The organism is Glycomyces sp. NPDC050141 (genome assembly GCF_055586545.1).
In genome coordinates, this window is the sequence record NZ_JBVJHZ010000022.1 from 1 (window position 1) to 16,228 (window position 16,228).

Here is a 16,228-nt window from a genome sequence, read left to right on the forward strand (position 1 = left end):
ACAACGCCGGGGTGCGGGGACAATTCCCCTTGGGGGGGGGTCAGCGCAAGATTTTGAAAACATGGGGGGGGGGTGCTTGTTTCTCCCCCCCCCCCCCCCCCCCCCCCCCCCCCGCGGGGGCCCCCCCCCCCCCCCCCCCCCCCCTCCACGCGGGTTAGAGGTTCGCGGCGGCGTAGGCGTCCATTGCCGCTCGCATGTAGGCGGCGAAGCCGTCGGCGACCTGGTCGTAGGTGTCTTTGAAGCGGGGGTCGTCGGTGTAGAGGGCACCGAGTCCCTTGTAGGCCTCGGCGGTGGGTTCTGAGCCCCAGTGCTTGGCGATGAGCCAGTAGTGGTCGACGACGACCTCTTGGACGGCGTCGTCGTCGGCGGCGCGGCCTGCGTCGCGAAGCGCGTTGAGGCGGGTGTTGATGTCGTTGAACCGCTCGGGGATCGCACGGCGCTCTTCAGGGGTGAGTTCCTGGAGGGCGGTCCAGGCGCGTTCGACGACGGCCTGGCCCCAGCGGCGGCGGGCCTCGTCGCGGTACTGGGCCTCGGTGGCGGGGTCGAGTCCGCCGAACCAGGTTTCGGGCGCCATGGGCTGGCCTCCTTCGAGTTGTCGGATGGTCGCCTCGAGGGTGGCCGCGAGGCGGTCGAGGCGGGAGCGTTCGGTGTCGATCTCGGCGGCGTGGCGTTTGAGCGCGTCGACGGGTTCGAGGCCGCCGCCGAGGATCTCCCCTACGGTGTCCAGGCGCAGGCCGAGGCGTTTGAGCAGGAGGATCTGCTGCAGGCGCAGCAGTTCGGGCCTGCCGTAGCGGCGCTGTGCGCCCCGGTCGTGGTCGGCCGGGGCGAGCAGGCCGATGGCGTCGTAGTGGCGCAGGGTGCGCGCCGAGACGCCGGCCAGGCGGGCGACCTCGGCGGTCGTCCAAGTGTCCATGCCGCTCCTTCGTTCGCAGTGCGGTTACGACGGTATTGGCTGACGCTGCGTCAACCGCAAGGTTTCTGAAGAGAGACGCGGGTCACGCGTGCGTGCCGCGACTTGGGCGCGCCCGGGTCGTTGTTTACATGGGGCGGCATTACCCATTCACGTGGGGCGTATTTCCCCCTGGGGTCTCCCCGCTCACGCGGGGCAGGAGAAACGGGAAGCCCCCCGGCGCATGCGCCGGGGGGCTTCTTTCGCGTCTGGTGCTAGGCGGCGCGGATGGCGGCCTTGCGGAAGTCGCGGTTGAGCTTGCCGATGACGTCGAGCCCGATCTCCTTGGGGCACGCGGCGGCGCATTCGCCGGTGTTGGTGCACCCGCCGAAGCCGGCCTCGTCGTGGGCGGCGACCATGCCGAGGACGCGCGTGGCGCGTTCGGGCTGGCCTTGGGGCATGAGGCCCAGGTGGGTGACCTTGGCGCCCATGAAGAGCATGCCCGAGCCGTTGGGGCAGGCGGCGACGCACGCGCCGCAGCCGATGCACGCGGCGGCGGAGAACGCGGCGTCGGCGTCCTGCTTGGCGATCGGGACGGCGTGGGCGTCCGGGGCGGTCCCGGTCGGCGCGGAGATGTACCCGCCGGCCTGGATGATCCGGTCGAACGCGCTGCGGTCGACGACGAGGTCCTTGATGACCGGGAACGCCCCGGCCCGCCAGGGCTCGACGTCGATGGAGTCGCCGTCCTTGAACTTGCGCATGTGCAGCTGGCAGGTGGTGGTGGCGGCCTGCGGGCCGTGCGGCTGGCCGTCGATCACGAGCGAGCAGGCGCCGCAGATGCCTTCGCGGCAGTCGTGGTCGAACGCGACCGGGTCTTCGCCCTCGGTGATGAGGCGCTCGTTGAGCACGTCGAGCATCTCCAGGAAGGACGCGTCCTCGGAGACCTCGTCGATCTCGTAGGACACCATCTTGCCCTCGGCTTGGGCGTCGCTCTGGCGCCAGATTCGCAGAGACAGCTTCACTTGTAGCTCCGTTGGGTGGGCTTGACGTATTCGAATGCGAGGGCTTCCTTGTGGAGGACGGGCGCGTCCTCCCCGAACTCCCAGGCGGCGACGTAGGAGAAGTTGTCGTCGTCGCGCTTGGCTTCGCCGTCCTCGGTCTGGGACTCGGCGCGGAAGTGCCCGCCGCACGACTCGGTGCGGTGGAGGGCGTCGATGCACATGAGCTCGCCGAGCTCGATGAAGTCGGCGACGCGGCCGGCCTTCTCGAGTTCCTGGTTGAGCTGCTCGTTCGTGCCGGTGACCTTGACGCGGCGCCAGAACTCGTCCTTGAGGCCGCGGATGAGGCCGATGGCCTTGCGCAGGCCCTCGTCGGTGCGCTCCATGCCGCAGTACTCCCACATGATCTTGCCGAGCTCGCGGTGGAAGGAGTCGACGGTGCGGTCGCCGTCGTTGTTCAGGAAGAACTCGATGCGGTCGTCGACGGCCTTGCGGGCGGCGACGACTTCCTCGTGGGACTCGTCGACCTTCGCGAACGGGCCGTCGGCGAGGTAGTCGGAGATCGTGTTCGGCAGGACGAAGTAGCCGTCGGAGAGGCCCTGCATGAGCGCCGAGGCGCCCAGGCGGTTGGCGCCGTGGTCGGAGAAGTTCGCCTCGCCGGTCACGAACAGGCCGGGGATGTTCGAGGAGAGGTCGTAGTCGACCCACAGGCCGCCCATCGTGTAGTGCACGGCCGGGTAGATGCGCATGGGCCGCTCGTACGGGTTCTCCCCGGTGATGCGCTCGTACATGTCGAACAGGTTGCCGTACTTGGCTTCCACGGCCTTGCGGCCGAGGCGCTCGATCGCGGCGGCGAAGTCGAGGTAGACGCCGAGGCCGCCGGGGCCGACCCCGTGGCCCTCGTCGCACACGATCTTCGCGGCGCGGGAGGCGATGTCGCGGGGCACGAGGTTGCCGAAGGCCGGGTAGCGGCGCTCCAGGTAGTAGTCGCGCTCGTCCTCGGGGATGTCGGCGGGGTGGCGGTCGTCGCCCTTCTTCTTCGGCACCCACACGCGGCCGTCGTTGCGCAGCGACTCGGACATGAGCGTCAGCTTCGACTGGTGCTCGCCGGACTGCGGGATGCAGGTCGGGTGGATCTGCGTGTAGCAGGGGTTGGCGAAGTAGGCGCCCTTGCGGTGTGCGCGCCACCCGGCGGTGACGTTGCAGCCCATGGCGTTCGTCGACAGGAAGTAGACGTTGCCGTACCCGCCGGTGGCCAGGACGACCGCGTCGGCCAGCTCGGTGGAGATCTCGCCGGTGACGAGGTCGCGCACGACGATGCCGCGGGCCTTGCCGTCGACGATGACCAGTTCGAGCATCTCGTGGCGGGTGTGCAGGTCCACCGTCCCGGCCGCGACCTGGCGCTGCAGGGCCTGGTAGGCGCCCAGCAGCAGCTGCTGGCCGGTCTGGCCGCGCGCGTAGAACGTGCGCGAGACCTGCGCGCCGCCGAAGGAGCGGTTGTCGAGCAGGCCGCCGTACTCGCGGGCGAACGGGACGCCCTGGGCGACGCACTGGTCGATGATCTCGGTGGAGACCTCGGCGAGGCGGTGCACGTTCGACTCGCGGGAGCGGAAGTCGCCGCCCTTGACGGTGTCGTAGAACAGGCGGTGGACGCTGTCGCCGTCGTTGCGGTAGTTCTTGGCGGCGTTGATGCCGCCCTGCGCGGCGATGGAGTGCGCGCGGCGCGAGGAGTCCTGGAAGCAGTAGTTCGCGACCCGGTAGCCGAGCTCGCCGAGGGTCGCGGCCGCCGAGGCGCCGGCGAGGCCGGTGCCGACGACGATGACGCGCAGCTTGCGGCGGTTGGCCGGGTTCACCAGGCGCCCGGAGAAGCGGCGCTGCTCCCAGCGGTCGGCGATGGGCCCGGCGGGGGCCTTGGCGTCCGCGACGGGTTCGCCGTCGCGGTAGAAGTCAGTGCTCATATCAGCTCACCAGTCCGAACGTGACCGACAGGGGAACGATGGCGAACCCCAGGACGATAATGAGGGCGACGGCGAGGCCGACCGCCTGGGTGCGCTTGCGCCACTTCGAGTCCGGGCCCGCGATGGTCTGCACGGCCGACCAGATGCCGTGGCGCAGGTGGAAGAAGAGCGCGAACAGCGCCAGCAGGTAGAACACGGTGACCGGCCAGCGCTCGGGGCTGAACGTGGCGACGACCGCGCCGTAGGCGTCGGGGACGTCCTTGACGGGGTTGACCGTGCGGAACGTCAGGTCGAGGAGGTGCCAGATGATGAAGAAGAAGACGACGACGGCGCCCCAGCGCATGGTGGCGACCGCGTGGCGGGACTCGCCCTTGGCGGGCTTCTTCGACTTGTAGCGCACGGGGCGGGCGGCCAGGGCGCGGCGGGTGAGCACGACGGCCGACCAGATGTGGACGACGGCGCAGACGATGAGGCCGATGCGCAGGACCCACAGGATGCTCTCCTCGGGCACCAGCGGCTGGCCGAGGGTGCGCAGGCCGTGCGCGTACTCGTTCATCTCCTCGCGGCCCTCGAAGACGTGCAGGTTCCCGGCCATGTGGACGCCGAGGAAGAGCACGAGGAGGATGCCGGAGACGGCCATGGCGATCTTGAGGCCGATGTTGGAGCGCCAGGGGGCCTGGGGCGCTCGGGGGCGTTTGACCGGCCTCGCGGCGGGTCGGTTCTGCAGATCCGTAGACACGTCCAGAGGCTAGACGCGATACGGGTCACGGGTCCAATTCATGGCGTGGCCCTGTTTGATGCCGTTAGGTTATGGAGATGCGCCCGCAGCAACTCCAGGCCTTCCTCGCTGTCGCACAAACACGACATTTCACTCATGCGGCCGAAGAACTCGGTGTGACACAACCGTCATTGAGCAAGCAGATCCAAGCGCTCGAAACCGAACTCGGCGCGCCGCTGTTCACCCGCGCGCGCGGCCGCATCGAACTGACCGACGCGGGCCAGACGCTCCTGCCGCACGCACGCCGCATCACGGCGGCGGTGACGGCGGCCCGCTCGGACATCGACGACGTGCTCGCCGTCCGCGCCGGGCACCTGCGTCTGGGCGCGACCCCGTCCCTGTGCTCGTGGCTGATCGCGCCACTATTGACGCGGTATCTGGAGGCGCACCCGGGGGTGACGGTGACGCTCACCGAGGACGGGTCCGGGCCGCTCACGGACCGCCTGACGGCCGGGGACCTCGACCTGGCGTTCACGGTCGGCGGCACCGCCACCGACGCCGGACTCAGCGTGCAGCCGCTGCTGTCGGAAGCGCTCGTGGTGGCCTCGGCCGCGCACCTGCCGCCGTTGACACGGCAGGGCTTCATCGGGCTCCCGCAGTTGCGGGAGCAGGCGTTCGTGCTGCCCGCGCACGGCTACGACCTGCGGGACCTGACGATCGCGACCTGCGAGAAGGCGGGGTTCACGCCGCGCACCGGCGTGGACGGCGGCGCGACCGACGCGGTCGCGTCGCTCGTGGAGGCGGGGCTGGGGATCGCGCTGCTCCCGGCGATGATCGCGGCCGGGCGCCCGGGCCTGCGGGCCACGCCGATCGCGCCGCCGGGCGCGAGCCGCACGATCGCGCTGGCGGCGCGGCGGGAGGCGCCGCTGACGAAGGCGGCGGGGGCGTTCGCGGCGTCGCTGGAGGCGCACCTGACGGACCTGCACGCCTGGGGGCGTCTGCCGCAGGGCATGCAGGCCCTCTGATTACTTGAAGGTGTCCCGGTCGAACATGGCGGCGATCTGGCGGGCCGAGGGGGTCCCGGCGTCGGGGTCGGCTCCGGCGTCCAGGAGCACGGTGACGACGTCCTTGTAGTCCTTGAAGACCGCTCCGGCGAGCGGGGACTGCTCGCGGTCGTTGCGTTTCTCGGCGTCGGCGCCCGCTTTGAGCAGGGCGCGGGCGGTGTCGGCGTGGCCGTGGTAGGCGGCCAGCATCAGCAGGGAGTCGCCCGAGCCGTTCACCAGGTCGACCGGGAGCCCGGTTTCGACGAAGCGGAGCAGGCGTTCGGTCTCGCCGGTGCGGGCCAGGTCGAAGGCGGCTTCGGCTATGTCGTTGAATTCCTCGTCATCGCTCACGCCGCACAGTTTTTCACACCCGGACGGGTGACGTTCGGGTTCGGCCGGGGGCCTCCGCAATGGACCGCTCCCAGTGGAGTTCACCCGGGCAGGTGTCGGGTCGGGTATTGACACGGCTGCGCGGGCGTGGGAAAGATTGATGCGGGCCCGCGCGGGCGCTTCGCTGACACGAGTCCGCCGCGGTTCCTTCTAACGGTGGGACACAAACGGTGAGGACTCGGGCATGAACGAGCCGAAAATCCTAGGGCAGTTCCAATTGGAACATCGCACTATCCAAGTGAGCGGCGACGAGGGCAATGCCGGGACCGTGTGGCTGCGCCGCGTCCATCCCGATCCTCCGATGGCGCTGGGCTGCGTGGTCGAGCTGGACTCCTCGACGCCGCGGCTGCGCCTGTACCGGGCCGAGTGGCCCGATGCGCTCAGGGAGCAGGCGAAGGAGCAGACGCTCGCGATCTGGCGTTCAGTGCACGACTGAGCGCAGGGCCGCGGCGACGCCGGCGGCTTTCGCTTCGGCTTCGGCCACTTCGGCTTCGGGTTCGGAGCGCCAGGTGATGCCGCCGCCGGACCACACGTGGGCGTGTTCAGCGTCGAGCGCGACGGTGCGGATGGTGACGCCCAGGCGCGTCTCGTGCCCGGTGAGGTAGCCGAAGGCGCCCATGGCGGGGCCGCGGCCGACCGGTTCGAGGGCGCCGACGAGGTCGAGCATCGCGAGTTTCGGTGTGCCGGTGACCGACCCGGGCGGGCAGGTCGCGCGCAGCAGGTCGGCGAAGCCGGTACCGGGGTCGAGGTCGGCGGTGACAGTGGACTCGGCGTGCCACGTGTCGGCCCACCGGCCGATGTGGAAGAGGTCTTTGACCGCGACGGTGCCCGGGACGGCGATCTGGGCGAGGTCGTTGCGTTCGAGGTCGACGATCATGACGTGCTCGGCGCGTTCTTTGACGGAGGCGAGCAGCGCGGCCCGTCCCTCTGCTGTGGCCGGTGCGGTGCCTTTGATCGGGTGGGTCGCGGCCGTGGCCCGGTCGGCGGTGAGGAAGCACTCGGGAGACCCGGAGGCGATGAGCCAGTCGTCGCCGGAGAGGACGCCGCCCCAGACCGCGCCGGTCACGGTGGACGCCGCGTGCGCGAGCGCGGCCGGGTCGCCCGACCATGGCGCGCGGCGGTGCCCGACGACGTTGGCGACGTACACGTCGCCGCGGCCGATCGCGTCCTGCACCGAGGTGACGGCCTCCGCGTGGTCGGCCCGCGACCACGACGGCGCCCAGGCCCCGACGTGGAACGGCCCGAACGGTTCCGGTTCGCGTGCGGGGCCGTGGACGTAGGCGACGAGCGCGAGGTCCGGCACGGCCGGGACCGGCGTGGGTGCACCGTGGGCGCCGCCGACCATGACCGCACCGGCGGCGGCCGAGATCAGGACCGCGATACCGCAGACCGCGCCGTCGTCGTCGGCGTGCTCGCTGCCGTCGAGGTGGCGGGCCCGGAACGCGGCCGCGAGCTCGGCGGGGTCGCCGCCGTCGCCGATGCGCCATTCGAGCCGGTCGACCTCGACGAGCCGATCCCGGCACGCCGCGGGCACGCCCGGCGGGGCGGGGCGGACGGCGCGGAAGTTCGGCATGATCCAAGTATCGCCGCGCCCGGGCCCGCCGAACCCGACCGTGTGGCTCACCTCACCAGGCAGCGCGCGGTCTAGCCGCCGATGGCGTCCAGGACGCCGCCCGCGTCCGGCCCGGTGATGAACGCGCCCCCGGTCGCCTCCGCGAGCACGGTGAGGTTCACCGGGTCGGTCTGGCCGAACCCGACCGTGTACACCACCGTCGGCGCCGCCAGCTCGGCCGCGGTCTCCTCGGCGGTCCCGTCGCTCACCTCGTCCTGCGACGCGTTGGTCAACACGACGATCACGCTCAGCGCCCCGTCGGTCGCCTCGCCGTTCATGTACGCGCTCGCCGCCACGAGGGTGTCGTACAGCGGCGACCCGCCGTCGTAGTTGTTCTCCGAGACGTCGTACAGGTCGGTCTCGACGCTCTCGCGCCCCTCGGCGGACAGCTCGGTCAACCCCGTCACCTCGCGGTACGGCGCGTCGTCGCCGGCGCCGACCCCGTACTCCCACACCCCGACCCGGTACGTCGACTCCATCGCGCCCACGGTCGCCACGGCCGCGCGCACCGCCGCGTCCCCGGCCGTCAGGTCCTCACCGTCATACGTGACGCTCTCCTGGACGGTCGAAGAGGAACGATCGACCAGGAACAGCACGTGCAGGTCCTCGCGACCGACCTGCCAGGTCCGGACCGCCTCACCGACGGTCTCCGGGCTCGTCTGCGCCAGCGCCGCGGCCGGGTCGTCCACCGAACCGAGCTGGGCGTCCTCGAACTCCCCCGACTCGACCATGCCTGCCAGGTAGTCGCCGAACTGCCCGGCGATCGCGGCATCGGACTCGGAGACCCACCCGCCGCCGAGCACCTGATAGGTCGCCACCGCGCTCACACCCGACCCGGCCACCGTGACCGGGACGAGCGGATCGGCCGGGGCGTTCATGCCGTTGAAATCATCGACCTGGTAGCCCAGAGCGGTCACAACACGGGTCGGGTCCGGCGCTTCGACCAGCGCGCTCAACTGCTCGTCCGCGGAGTCCGTGAGCGCACCTGAACCGGTCGCGGCCTTCCACGCGGCCATCGCCTCTTCGGAGAACCCGCCCGAGCCGTCACCGGCCGCGTTCAGCATCGCCACCAGGCCCTCGGTCGACGTCCGCGGGTTCGCCGCCCCCAGCGTCACGTCCCCGGACTCGGCCGCAGCCAGGACATCGGCCCACGTCGGCGGCTCACCGCCGACCCAGCCCAGCTCCGTCGCCTTCGAGTTCGCGACCGCCAGCACCGACGACGCCTGACCGAGCACCAGCGGCTCCGCCGCCACGAACCCGGCCGTCGTCTCGTTCGACGCCAGCCACGACACCCACGCCTGCGAATCAGGCACCCACGCGATCGGCCGCGGCCCCAGCGTCACCGTGTCCCACTCCCCGCTGATCCCCCGCGACGCACTCGCCGCGGACACCTCGCGGACATCGGCGCCGATGCACTGCCCCGTGGAAGCCTCCGGCTGCGTCGCCTCCCACGCCTGCGCCGCGTCCTGCAGCGTCCCGGCCAGGCTCGGCGCGGCCGCGATCGTCACCCGGTACATCGGCCCGTCGCAACCCGACCGCATCAGCGCCACGAAACCCCACGTCAACCCCGAAGCGACGAGCACCGACACCAGCGTGATCACGATCCAGGGGGCCACCACCATGCGGTTGCCGCCCTTCTTGCGCCGCCGCCCGAGCCGGTGCGACTTCACCTTGTGCGTAGAACCGAAAACCATCTGCGTCACTCCTGGGGGGAATCGTCGGCGCCCAGTGTAAAGCCCCTGCCTCAGGCCCCGCCCACTGTGGTGAGCGGGGCCCGCGTTCGACTACTCCCCGAACGCCTCGACAGGCGGGCACGTGCACGCCAGGTTGCGGTCCCCCCACGCATTGTCGATACGCCCGACCGGCGGCCAGTACTTCGCCCCACCCGCACCGGCGGGCCACGCCGCCTCCGAACGCGAATACGCCCGACCCCACTCGTCAGCGGTCACGACCGCGGCCGTGTGCGGGGCCGCACGCAGCGCCGACGCCTCCACCGCCACGGCACCGGACGCGACCGCGTCGATCTCCGCGCGGATCGCGATCATCGCCTCGCAGAACCGGTCCAGCTCGGCCAGGTCCTCAGACTCCGTCGGCTCCACCATCAACGTCCCCGCCACCGGGAACGACATCGTCGGCGCATGGAACCCGTAATCGATCAACCGCTTCGCCACGTCCTCCACCGTCACGCCCGAGGCCTTCGTCAGCTCCCGCAGATCGAGGATGCACTCATGCGCCACCAGACCGTGCTTCCCCGCGTACAGCACCGGGTAGTGCTCCCGCAGCCGCGCCGCCACATAGTTCGCCGCCAGCACCGCCGCAGCCGTCGCCGCCGTGACCCCGTCCGGGCCCATCATCCGCAGATACATCCACGGGATCTGCAGAATCCCCGCCGAACCCCACCGCGCCTGCGACACCGGACCCACCGGCCCCGCCACCTCCGCCATCGGATCAGAAGGCAGGAACGGCACCAGGTGCTCCGCGACCGCGACCGGACCCACACCCGGACCACCGCCGCCGTGCGGAATGCAGAACGTCTTGTGCAGGTTCAGATGCGACACGTCCGCCCCGAACCGGCCCGGCTTCGCCCACCCCAGCAGCGCGTTCAGGTTCGCGCCGTCCACGTACACCTGCCCGCCCGCATCGTGGACTTTCGCGCACACCTCAACGATCGTCTCCTCGTACACGCCGTGCGTCGACGGGTACGTCACCATCAACGCCGAGAGCCGGTCCGCGTGCTGGACGAGTTTCGCGTCCAAGTCGGCGAGGTCGACGTTCCCGGCCTCGTCGCACGCGACCACGACCACGCGCATCCCCGCCAGGATCGCCGACGCCGCATTCGTGCCGTGGGCGCTGGCAGGGATGAGGCACAGGTCCCGGCCGGTGTCGCCGCGGTCGTGGTGCCAGGCACGGATGGCGAGGAGCCCGGCGAGCTCGCCCTGCGATCCGGCGTTGGGCTGGACGGAGACGGCGGCGTACCCGCACACGTCGGCCAGCCACCCCTCCAGCTGCGTGATGAGGGTCTGCCAGCCGCGGGTCTGGTCGGCGGGGGCGAGGGGGTGGACGTCGGCGAACTCGGGCCAGGTGATCGGCTCCATCTCGGCGGCGGCGTTCAGCTTCATCGTGCACGACCCGAGGGGGATCATGCCGCGGTCGAGCCCGTAGTCCTTGTCCGCCAGGCGCTTCAGGTACCGCATCATGGCGGTCTCGGAGTGGTGGGCGGTGAACACCGGGTGGGTCAGGTACGCCGATTCGCGCCGCAGCCCGGCCGGGATGCCGTCAGCGCTGGCAGTTTGGAGTGCGGCGCCGAAGGCGTCGCAGACGGTGCGCAGGTCGGTGTCGGTGGTGGTCTCGTCGCAGGCGACGGTGACCGTGTCGGCGTCGGCGCGGTAGAGGTCGACGCCGTTCGCGGCGGCCGCCGCGACGATGGCGTCGGCGCGGCCGGGCACCGTGGCGGTGACGGTGTCGAAGTAGGCGCCGGTGCGGGCGATGCCTGCGGCGTCGAGTGCGGCGGCGAGGCGCCCGGCCGAGCGGGCGGCGTGCCCCGCGATCGCTTTGAGGCCTTCGGGGCCGTGCCAGACGGCGTAGGACGCGGCGATGACGGCCGGGAGGACCTGGGCGGTGCAGATGTTGCTGGTGGCCTTCTCGCGGCGGATGTGCTGTTCGCGGGCTTGGAGGGCGAGGCGCAGCGCGGGGGCGTCGGCGGTGTCGCGGGAGACGCCGACGAGGCGGCCGGGGAGCTGGCGCTGGAGGGTGTCGCGGACGGCCATGTACCCGGCGTGGGGGCCGCCGAAGCCCATGGGCATGCCCAGGCGCTGGGTGGAGCCGACGGCGATGTCGGCGCCGAGTTCGCCGGGGGCTTTGAGGAGGGTGAGGGCGAGGAGGTCGGCGGCGACGGTGACGAGCGCGCCCTTCCCGTGGGCGGCTTCGATGACGGGGGTCCAGTCGTGGACGGTGCCGTCGGCACCGGGGTATTGGAGGAGGACGCCGAAGGCGCCGTCGGGGATCGCGGCGGGGTCGGTGAGGTCGGCGACTGCGAGGTCGATGCCGACCGGTTCGGCGCGGGTGCGCAGGACGGCGAGGGTCTGCGGGAGGACGCGGTGGTCGACGGCGAAGACGTTCCCGGCGGCCTGCCCTGCCAATTTACGGCTCGCAAGCTTCGCCGAGGGTGCGGACCGGCGGGCGAGGAGCATCGCTTCGGCGGCGGCGGTGGCTTCGTCGAGGAGGCTGGCTCCGGCGATGTCGAGGCCGGTGAGGTCGGTGCACATGGTCTGGAAGTTCAGGAGCGCTTCGAGGCGGCCTTGGGAGATCTCGGCCTGGTAGGGCGTGTACGCGGTGTACCAGGAGGGGTTCTCCAGGACGTTGCGGCGGATGACGGCGGGGGTGTGGGTGCCGTAGTAGCCCAGGCCGATCATGGCGCGGGCGGGTGTGTTCTGGGCGGCGAGTGCGGCGAGTTCGGCCTGGGCTTCGGTCTCGCTGATCGCGGCGGGGAGGTCGAGGCCGTCGCGGGAGCGGATGAGTGCGGGCATGCACGCGTCCATGAGGGCGTCGAGGCTGGGTTGGCCGACGGCCTTGAGCATGGCGTCCTGGTCGGCGGTGCTGGTGCCGATGTGGCGGGCGGCGAATGAACGGTCGGTCACGGTTCCTCCGGTGACATGGGACGACACTGGCATCCCCTCGTCTGTCACCGACCGGCTCGCGTCAGCTCCAGAGCGGCCTGACCTGGGCGGTCCTGGTACCTGAGAGTTTGAAGCGAGGGACTTGCCCCTTCGGTGCCGTGTAGCTGGTGTGGCCCACGGTCTCTCCCGCCCGGTTTTGCGGCTCTGCGGCCATGGTAGGTCAGGAGGCGGTGCGTCGGCGACCGGGCACGGTCCCGGTGTGGTGCCCCTGGGTCTGCTCGGGCGGGTGGAGGCGGGTCGGGGTCTTGACGGGGGCTTCGCCGGGGAGGGTGGCGAGGCGGCCCATGACCTCGGTGACGGTGGTGCGGACGGCGATGCCGAAGACGCCCTGGCCGCCGCGGAGGAGGTCGATGACCTCGCCTGCGGAGCGGCATTCGTAGACGGTGGAGCCGTCGGACATGAGGGTGATCTCGGCGAGGTCTTTCACGCCGCGGGAGCGCAGGGCCTCGACGGCTTTGCGGATGTTCTGGAGGGAGACGCCGGCGTCGAGGAGGCGTTTGATGACTTTGAGGACGATGATGTCGCGGAAGGAGTAGAGGCGGTTGGAGCCGGAGCCGGAGGCGCGGCGGATGGAGGGTTCGACGAGTCCGGTGCGGGCCCAGTAGTCGAGCTGGCGGTAGGAGATGCCGACGACGCGGCATGCGGCGGTGCCCCTCCAGCCGCGGATCTGGTTGGGGGGGACCGCCGTGCGGCCTGCGGGTTCACTGTGGGCGTCCATGGCTTCCTCCCCTGGATGAGTTCATCGAGGTGAGCGTAGCCGCCGGACCCTCCACCATGGGCTGAACGAGAGAAAACCTCGAACAGGTGGGGCAGGGGTAACTGGCTTTCGCCGAAGTCCTCGGGCGTGACCTCTTCGAGGAATTCGCGGAACTTCTCCACTTCGTCCTCCTGCGTGTCGGGCAGGACGACGCCGGCTTCGTCGAGGACGGCGTCGGCGCACCAGATCGGGGCCTCGGCGCGCAGGGCGAGCGCGATGGCGTCGGAGGAGCGGGAGGAGACGCGGGTGCGGCCGTCGAGGACGAGTTCGGCGAAGTAGACGGTGTCGCGCAGTTCGGTGATCTCGACGGCGGTGAGGGTGACGTCGAGGGCGTCGAGGACGTCGCGCATGAGGTCGTGGGTGAGCGGGCGCGCCAGCTGGACGTCCTGCTGCTGGTAGGCGATCGCGGCGGCCTCGACGGTGCCTATCCAGATCGGCAGGTACCGGTGGCCTTCGGCTTCCTTGAGCAGGACTACCGGTTGGTTGCTCGGGAGTTCCACGCGGACCCCGACTACGGTCATCATCCGCACCGGTTCGCCTCCATGAGGTGCCGTGTTCTGGAAAAAGGTCGGACCCGCTCCGGGGTGGCCCCGGGGCGGGTCCTCGAGACTGTCAGCCTACTCGCGGTCGGCGTCCTTGGGGCGCCGCCGGGGGCCTTGTCAGGCCGCGGTGAGTTTGGGGCCGGAGACGAACACGAGGCGGAACTTGCCGATCTGGACTTCGTCGCCGTTGCCCAGGCCTGCGGTCTCCACGCGTTCGCGGTTGACGTACGTGCCGTTCAGGGAGCCGACGTCGCGGACGGTGAATCCGGCCGCGTCGCGGTGGAACTCGGCGTGGCGCCGCGAGACGGTCACGTCGTCGAGGAAGATATCGGAGTCGGGGTGCCGCCCGGAGGTGGTCACCTCCTGGTTGAGCAGGAAGCGGGCGCCCGCGTTCGGTCCGCGGCGGACGAGCAGCAAAGCGGTTCCCGCGGGAAGCGAGCTCGCCAGGTTCGCGGCGTTCGTCTCCGCGTCGACCTCGCCGCTCTCCTGGAGCGCGGACAGGTTCATCGTGGCCGTAACATCCGGCGGAGGGAACTCGTCATTCGAACGCGTCATGGATTGCCACCTTCTACAAGTCTGGACCCTCTGGTCACTCAGTAAGCTTCGCATACGCACCGGCGTCGAGCAAAGCAGTGAGCGAGCCGGCATCCTCGACCTCGATGTCGAACATCCAGCCCGCCGCATAGGGGTCGCTGTTCACCAATTCCGGGGATTCCGACAATTCGCTATTGCACGAAAGAATCTTACCGGTCAACGGAGCGTACACGTCAGAGACGCTCTTGGTCGACTCGACTTCGCCGACCACGTCACCTGCCCGAACCTCGGTGCCTGCCTCCGGGAGCTGGACGAATACGACGTCGCCGAGCGCGTTCTGCGCGAACTCGGTGATGCCGATGCGGACGATGTTCGCATCGCGCTCCTCGACCCACTCGTGCTCCGCGGTGTAACGCAGTTGCTCCGGAATCACCTGGCGCTCCCCTCATGGAAACCCCGCCGTGCGGCGGGTCGGACGATCATGACCGTATCGCCCGGGCGCGGGCGCGCTGCGGCGGGGCCGCGGCTCGTGATCATGGGCTCGCGGTCCCTAGGCGGCGACGCTCGGCTGGGGGCGTCCGGTCTTCAGGAGCCCGGCGGCCTGGCGCAGGTAGACGATGGCGGCGAGCCAGTACAGGGCCAGGCCCCACCAGCCGAGGGCCCAGCCGAGGGGGGCGGCCCAGGCGTGGGCGTCGGCGACGAGTCCGGCGACGACGAGCACGGGGAAGGACATGAACAGCATCGCGGTGGCGCATTTGCCGAGGAAGTGGACTTGCGGGGGGGCGAAGCCGTGCCAGCGCAGGACGATGACGATGGAGACGAGGAGTGCTTCGCGGGCGAGGACGGCGACGGTGAACGGCCACGGCAGCAGGCCCAGGAAGGTGAGCATGAGCAGCGAGGAGAGGATGTAGAGCCGGTCGACGAACGGGTCGAGGAGCCGACCGAGTTTGGAGACCTGGCCCAGGCGCCGGGCGAGCTGGCCGTCGACCCAGTCGGTGCCGCCGCCGACGGCGAGGATGATCGCGGCCTGCCAGTAGTACTGGGTGGCCAGCAGGAGGTAGCAGACCAGCGGGATGCCGAGGAGGCGCACGGCGGTGACGAGGTTGGGCCACGTCCATACGCCCCAACCGGGGAGCGGCGCTGCTGCTGGTCTGTTCAAGGCGGTCCTCTCGGCGGGGCCCGCGGTCGTAGCGTCGACTGCGCGCCCTGGGTCGGTCTCCTCTCGCCCGTCGCTGCGGCGGGCGGTGTTTTGTCGTCGGTCCGGTTCGGTGGGTGTATCTGGATTCTAACCGGAGGGTCCGACACCTGTATCCCGGAATTTAGGGCCCGCCGCAAGGGCCGGGACGGGTGCGGGGAGTGGAGCGGCCGAGTTGGGGCCGGGCGCCGCTTGTCTATTGAGGATGGATTCGGGGTGCGGGCGGCCGGGAAAACGTGACAGGAAACAACCCCGGGCCGGTCCTCGCGGACCGGCTCGGGGTGTCGGGGCGTTCGCGGGCGCCTACCGGGCGTCGCGTTCGGCTTCCTGTTCGCGGGCGGTGCGGCGGCGCCGGACGGCGACGGCGGCGCCGATGAGGCAGCCGCTCATGGGCACGATGAGGAGCCACAGCGCCCAGGTGGTGGCGGCCAGGACGGCGACGCCGCCGAGGAGGATGCCGGTCCCGGACGGGTCGCTCCTAGTGTCGTCGAGGGCGCGGGTGAACAGTTGCCGCCACTGCTCCCCCGGGGTCCATGCGGCGGCGGCGCGCAGCAGGACGGTGGCGGCCAGGCCCGCGACTATGAACGTCGCGAGGGCGAATCCGGGGCGGCCGGGGACGCCTTCCTGCGCCAGCACGAGGAGGTTGAGCGCCAGGAGCAGGCCGGCGCCGACGACCGCGAGGCCGACCTGCCACGACTGGCGCCATGCGGTCCGGAAGTCCGCCCAGTAGCCGGTCCAGCCGCGCGTCTCGCCGTCGGTGTAGGCCCCGAGGTGCCGGGCCCCGGCGGCCAGCGCCGCCGGGAGCGTCACGACCGGCAGTGCCGCCAGGACCAGCCAGACGCCGGTGAGCAGGCATTCGGCCAGGAGCGCGAACCCCTCGCCGAACGCCTGCCTTCTGCGTGCCGCGGCGGCCACG

General features: G+C 70.9%; 15 protein-coding genes, 1 pseudogene and 1 riboswitch. Of the genes and pseudogenes, 2 read left to right on the top strand and 14 right to left on the bottom strand.

Going from position 1 to position 16,228, the window contains the following annotated elements:
• Positions 1 to 154 precede the first annotated feature (154 nt).
• The 4 genes from ACZ60M_RS14510 to ACZ60M_RS14525 form a co-directional block, all read right to left on the bottom strand.
• Positions 155 to 913, bottom strand: a complete 759-nt coding sequence (locus tag ACZ60M_RS14510; protein WP_465418203.1) for a MerR family transcriptional regulator — start codon at positions 911 to 913, stop codon at positions 155 to 157.
• 251 nt (positions 914 to 1,164) lie between these two features.
• Positions 1,165 to 1,911: a succinate dehydrogenase/fumarate reductase iron-sulfur subunit gene (locus ACZ60M_RS14515; RefSeq protein ID WP_465418205.1), complete on the bottom strand. Its 747-nt coding sequence runs from the start codon at positions 1,909 to 1,911 to the stop codon at positions 1,165 to 1,167.
• Positions 1,908 to 3,845 carry a fumarate reductase/succinate dehydrogenase flavoprotein subunit gene (locus tag ACZ60M_RS14520; RefSeq protein WP_465418207.1) on the bottom strand — a complete coding sequence of 646 codons (1,938 nt, stop codon included), beginning with the start codon at positions 3,843 to 3,845 and terminating at the stop codon, positions 1,908 to 1,910. Before ACZ60M_RS14520 ends, ACZ60M_RS14515 begins: the two co-directional genes overlap by 4 nt.
• Position 3,846: 1 nt before the next feature.
• The gene (locus ACZ60M_RS14525) at positions 3,847 to 4,584 is read right to left on the bottom strand and encodes a succinate dehydrogenase cytochrome b subunit (RefSeq protein WP_465418209.1); all 738 of its coding nucleotides are present in this window, start codon (positions 4,582 to 4,584) and stop codon (positions 3,847 to 3,849) included.
• Positions 4,585 to 4,661: 77 nt separating this feature from the next.
• Between ACZ60M_RS14525 and ACZ60M_RS14530 the strand changes: the two genes are divergently transcribed.
• Positions 4,662 to 5,588: a LysR family transcriptional regulator gene (locus ACZ60M_RS14530; protein WP_465418211.1), complete on the top strand. Its 927-nt coding sequence runs from the start codon at positions 4,662 to 4,664 to the stop codon at positions 5,586 to 5,588.
• Here ACZ60M_RS14530 and ACZ60M_RS14535 read toward each other — a convergent pair whose 3' ends face one another.
• Positions 5,589 to 5,957: an ankyrin repeat domain-containing protein gene (locus ACZ60M_RS14535; RefSeq protein WP_465418213.1), complete on the bottom strand. Its 369-nt coding sequence runs from the start codon at positions 5,955 to 5,957 to the stop codon at positions 5,589 to 5,591.
• A gap of 256 nt (positions 5,958 to 6,213) precedes the next feature.
• On the opposite strand from ACZ60M_RS14535, the gene ACZ60M_RS14540 reads away from it, so the two are divergent.
• Positions 6,214 to 6,432 (top strand): hypothetical protein, encoded by a 219-nt coding sequence (locus ACZ60M_RS14540; RefSeq protein ID WP_465418214.1) that lies wholly within the window; start codon positions 6,214 to 6,216, stop codon positions 6,430 to 6,432.
• Here ACZ60M_RS14540 and ACZ60M_RS14545 read toward each other — a convergent pair.
• The 9 genes and pseudogenes from ACZ60M_RS14545 to ACZ60M_RS14585 form a co-directional block, all read right to left on the bottom strand.
• Positions 6,418 to 7,569, bottom strand: coding sequence for a chorismate-binding protein (locus tag ACZ60M_RS14545; RefSeq protein WP_465418216.1), 1,152 nt, complete (start codon positions 7,567 to 7,569; stop codon positions 6,418 to 6,420). The two genes, ACZ60M_RS14540 and ACZ60M_RS14545, sit on opposite strands and share 15 nt — an antisense overlap.
• 71 nt (positions 7,570 to 7,640) lie before the next feature.
• On the bottom strand, positions 7,641 to 9,302 hold the full coding sequence (locus tag ACZ60M_RS14550; protein ID WP_465418218.1) for a VWA domain-containing protein: 1,662 nt from the start codon (positions 9,300 to 9,302) through the stop codon (positions 7,641 to 7,643).
• A gap of 90 nt (positions 9,303 to 9,392) precedes the next feature.
• Positions 9,393 to 12,245 carry an aminomethyl-transferring glycine dehydrogenase gene (gene gcvP, locus ACZ60M_RS14555; RefSeq protein ID WP_465418220.1) on the bottom strand — a complete coding sequence of 951 codons (2,853 nt, stop codon included), beginning with the start codon at positions 12,243 to 12,245 and terminating at the stop codon, positions 9,393 to 9,395.
• Positions 12,246 to 12,322: 77 nt separating this feature from the next.
• Positions 12,323 to 12,423: riboswitch (glycine riboswitch) on the bottom strand.
• Between the two features lie 21 nt (positions 12,424 to 12,444).
• Complete coding sequence (locus ACZ60M_RS14560) at positions 12,445 to 13,002, bottom strand: MerR family transcriptional regulator (RefSeq protein ID WP_465418222.1); 558 nt, start codon at positions 13,000 to 13,002, stop codon at positions 12,445 to 12,447.
• Positions 13,003 to 13,115: 113 nt separating this feature from the next.
• Positions 13,116 to 13,571: pseudogene (locus ACZ60M_RS14565) on the bottom strand (bifunctional nuclease family protein); the annotation flags it as partial.
• Positions 13,572 to 13,700: 129 nt separating this feature from the next.
• On the bottom strand, positions 13,701 to 14,138 hold the full coding sequence (locus ACZ60M_RS14570) for an FHA domain-containing protein (protein ID WP_270123406.1): 438 nt from the start codon (positions 14,136 to 14,138) through the stop codon (positions 13,701 to 13,703).
• A gap of 34 nt (positions 14,139 to 14,172) precedes the next feature.
• Positions 14,173 to 14,550: a glycine cleavage system protein GcvH gene (gene gcvH / locus ACZ60M_RS14575; RefSeq protein ID WP_465418224.1), complete on the bottom strand. Its 378-nt coding sequence runs from the start codon at positions 14,548 to 14,550 to the stop codon at positions 14,173 to 14,175.
• A 117-nt stretch (positions 14,551 to 14,667) separates the two neighbouring features.
• Positions 14,668 to 15,276 (bottom strand): CDP-alcohol phosphatidyltransferase family protein, encoded by a 609-nt coding sequence (locus ACZ60M_RS14580; RefSeq protein WP_465418226.1) that lies wholly within the window; start codon positions 15,274 to 15,276, stop codon positions 14,668 to 14,670.
• A 339-nt stretch (positions 15,277 to 15,615) separates the two neighbouring features.
• Positions 15,616 to 16,227 carry a hypothetical protein gene (locus tag ACZ60M_RS14585; RefSeq protein WP_465418228.1) on the bottom strand — a complete coding sequence of 204 codons (612 nt, stop codon included), beginning with the start codon at positions 16,225 to 16,227 and terminating at the stop codon, positions 15,616 to 15,618.
• Between the last annotated feature and the right edge of the window lies 1 nt (position 16,228).

Excerpts from the sequence above, each read along its gene's own strand:
- ACZ60M_RS14510 (WP_465418203.1), bottom strand. The coding sequence starts at position 913 with ATGGACACTTGGACGACCGCCGAGGTCGCCCGCCTGGCCGGCGTCTCG.
- ACZ60M_RS14520 (WP_465418207.1), bottom strand. The coding sequence starts at position 3,845 with ATGAGCACTGACTTCTACCGCGACGGCGAACCCGTCGCGGACGCCAAG.
- ACZ60M_RS14530 (WP_465418211.1), top strand. The coding sequence starts at position 4,662 with ATGCGCCCGCAGCAACTCCAGGCCTTCCTCGCTGTCGCACAAACACGA.
- ACZ60M_RS14545 (WP_465418216.1), bottom strand. The coding sequence starts at position 7,569 with ATGCCGAACTTCCGCGCCGTCCGCCCCGCCCCGCCGGGCGTGCCCGCG.
- ACZ60M_RS14550 (WP_465418218.1), bottom strand. The coding sequence starts at position 9,302 with ATGGTTTTCGGTTCTACGCACAAGGTGAAGTCGCACCGGCTCGGGCGG.
- ACZ60M_RS14560 (WP_465418222.1), bottom strand. The coding sequence starts at position 13,002 with ATGGACGCCCACAGTGAACCCGCAGGCCGCACGGCGGTCCCCCCCAAC.
- ACZ60M_RS14570 (WP_270123406.1), bottom strand. The coding sequence starts at position 14,138 with ATGACGCGTTCGAATGACGAGTTCCCTCCGCCGGATGTTACGGCCACG.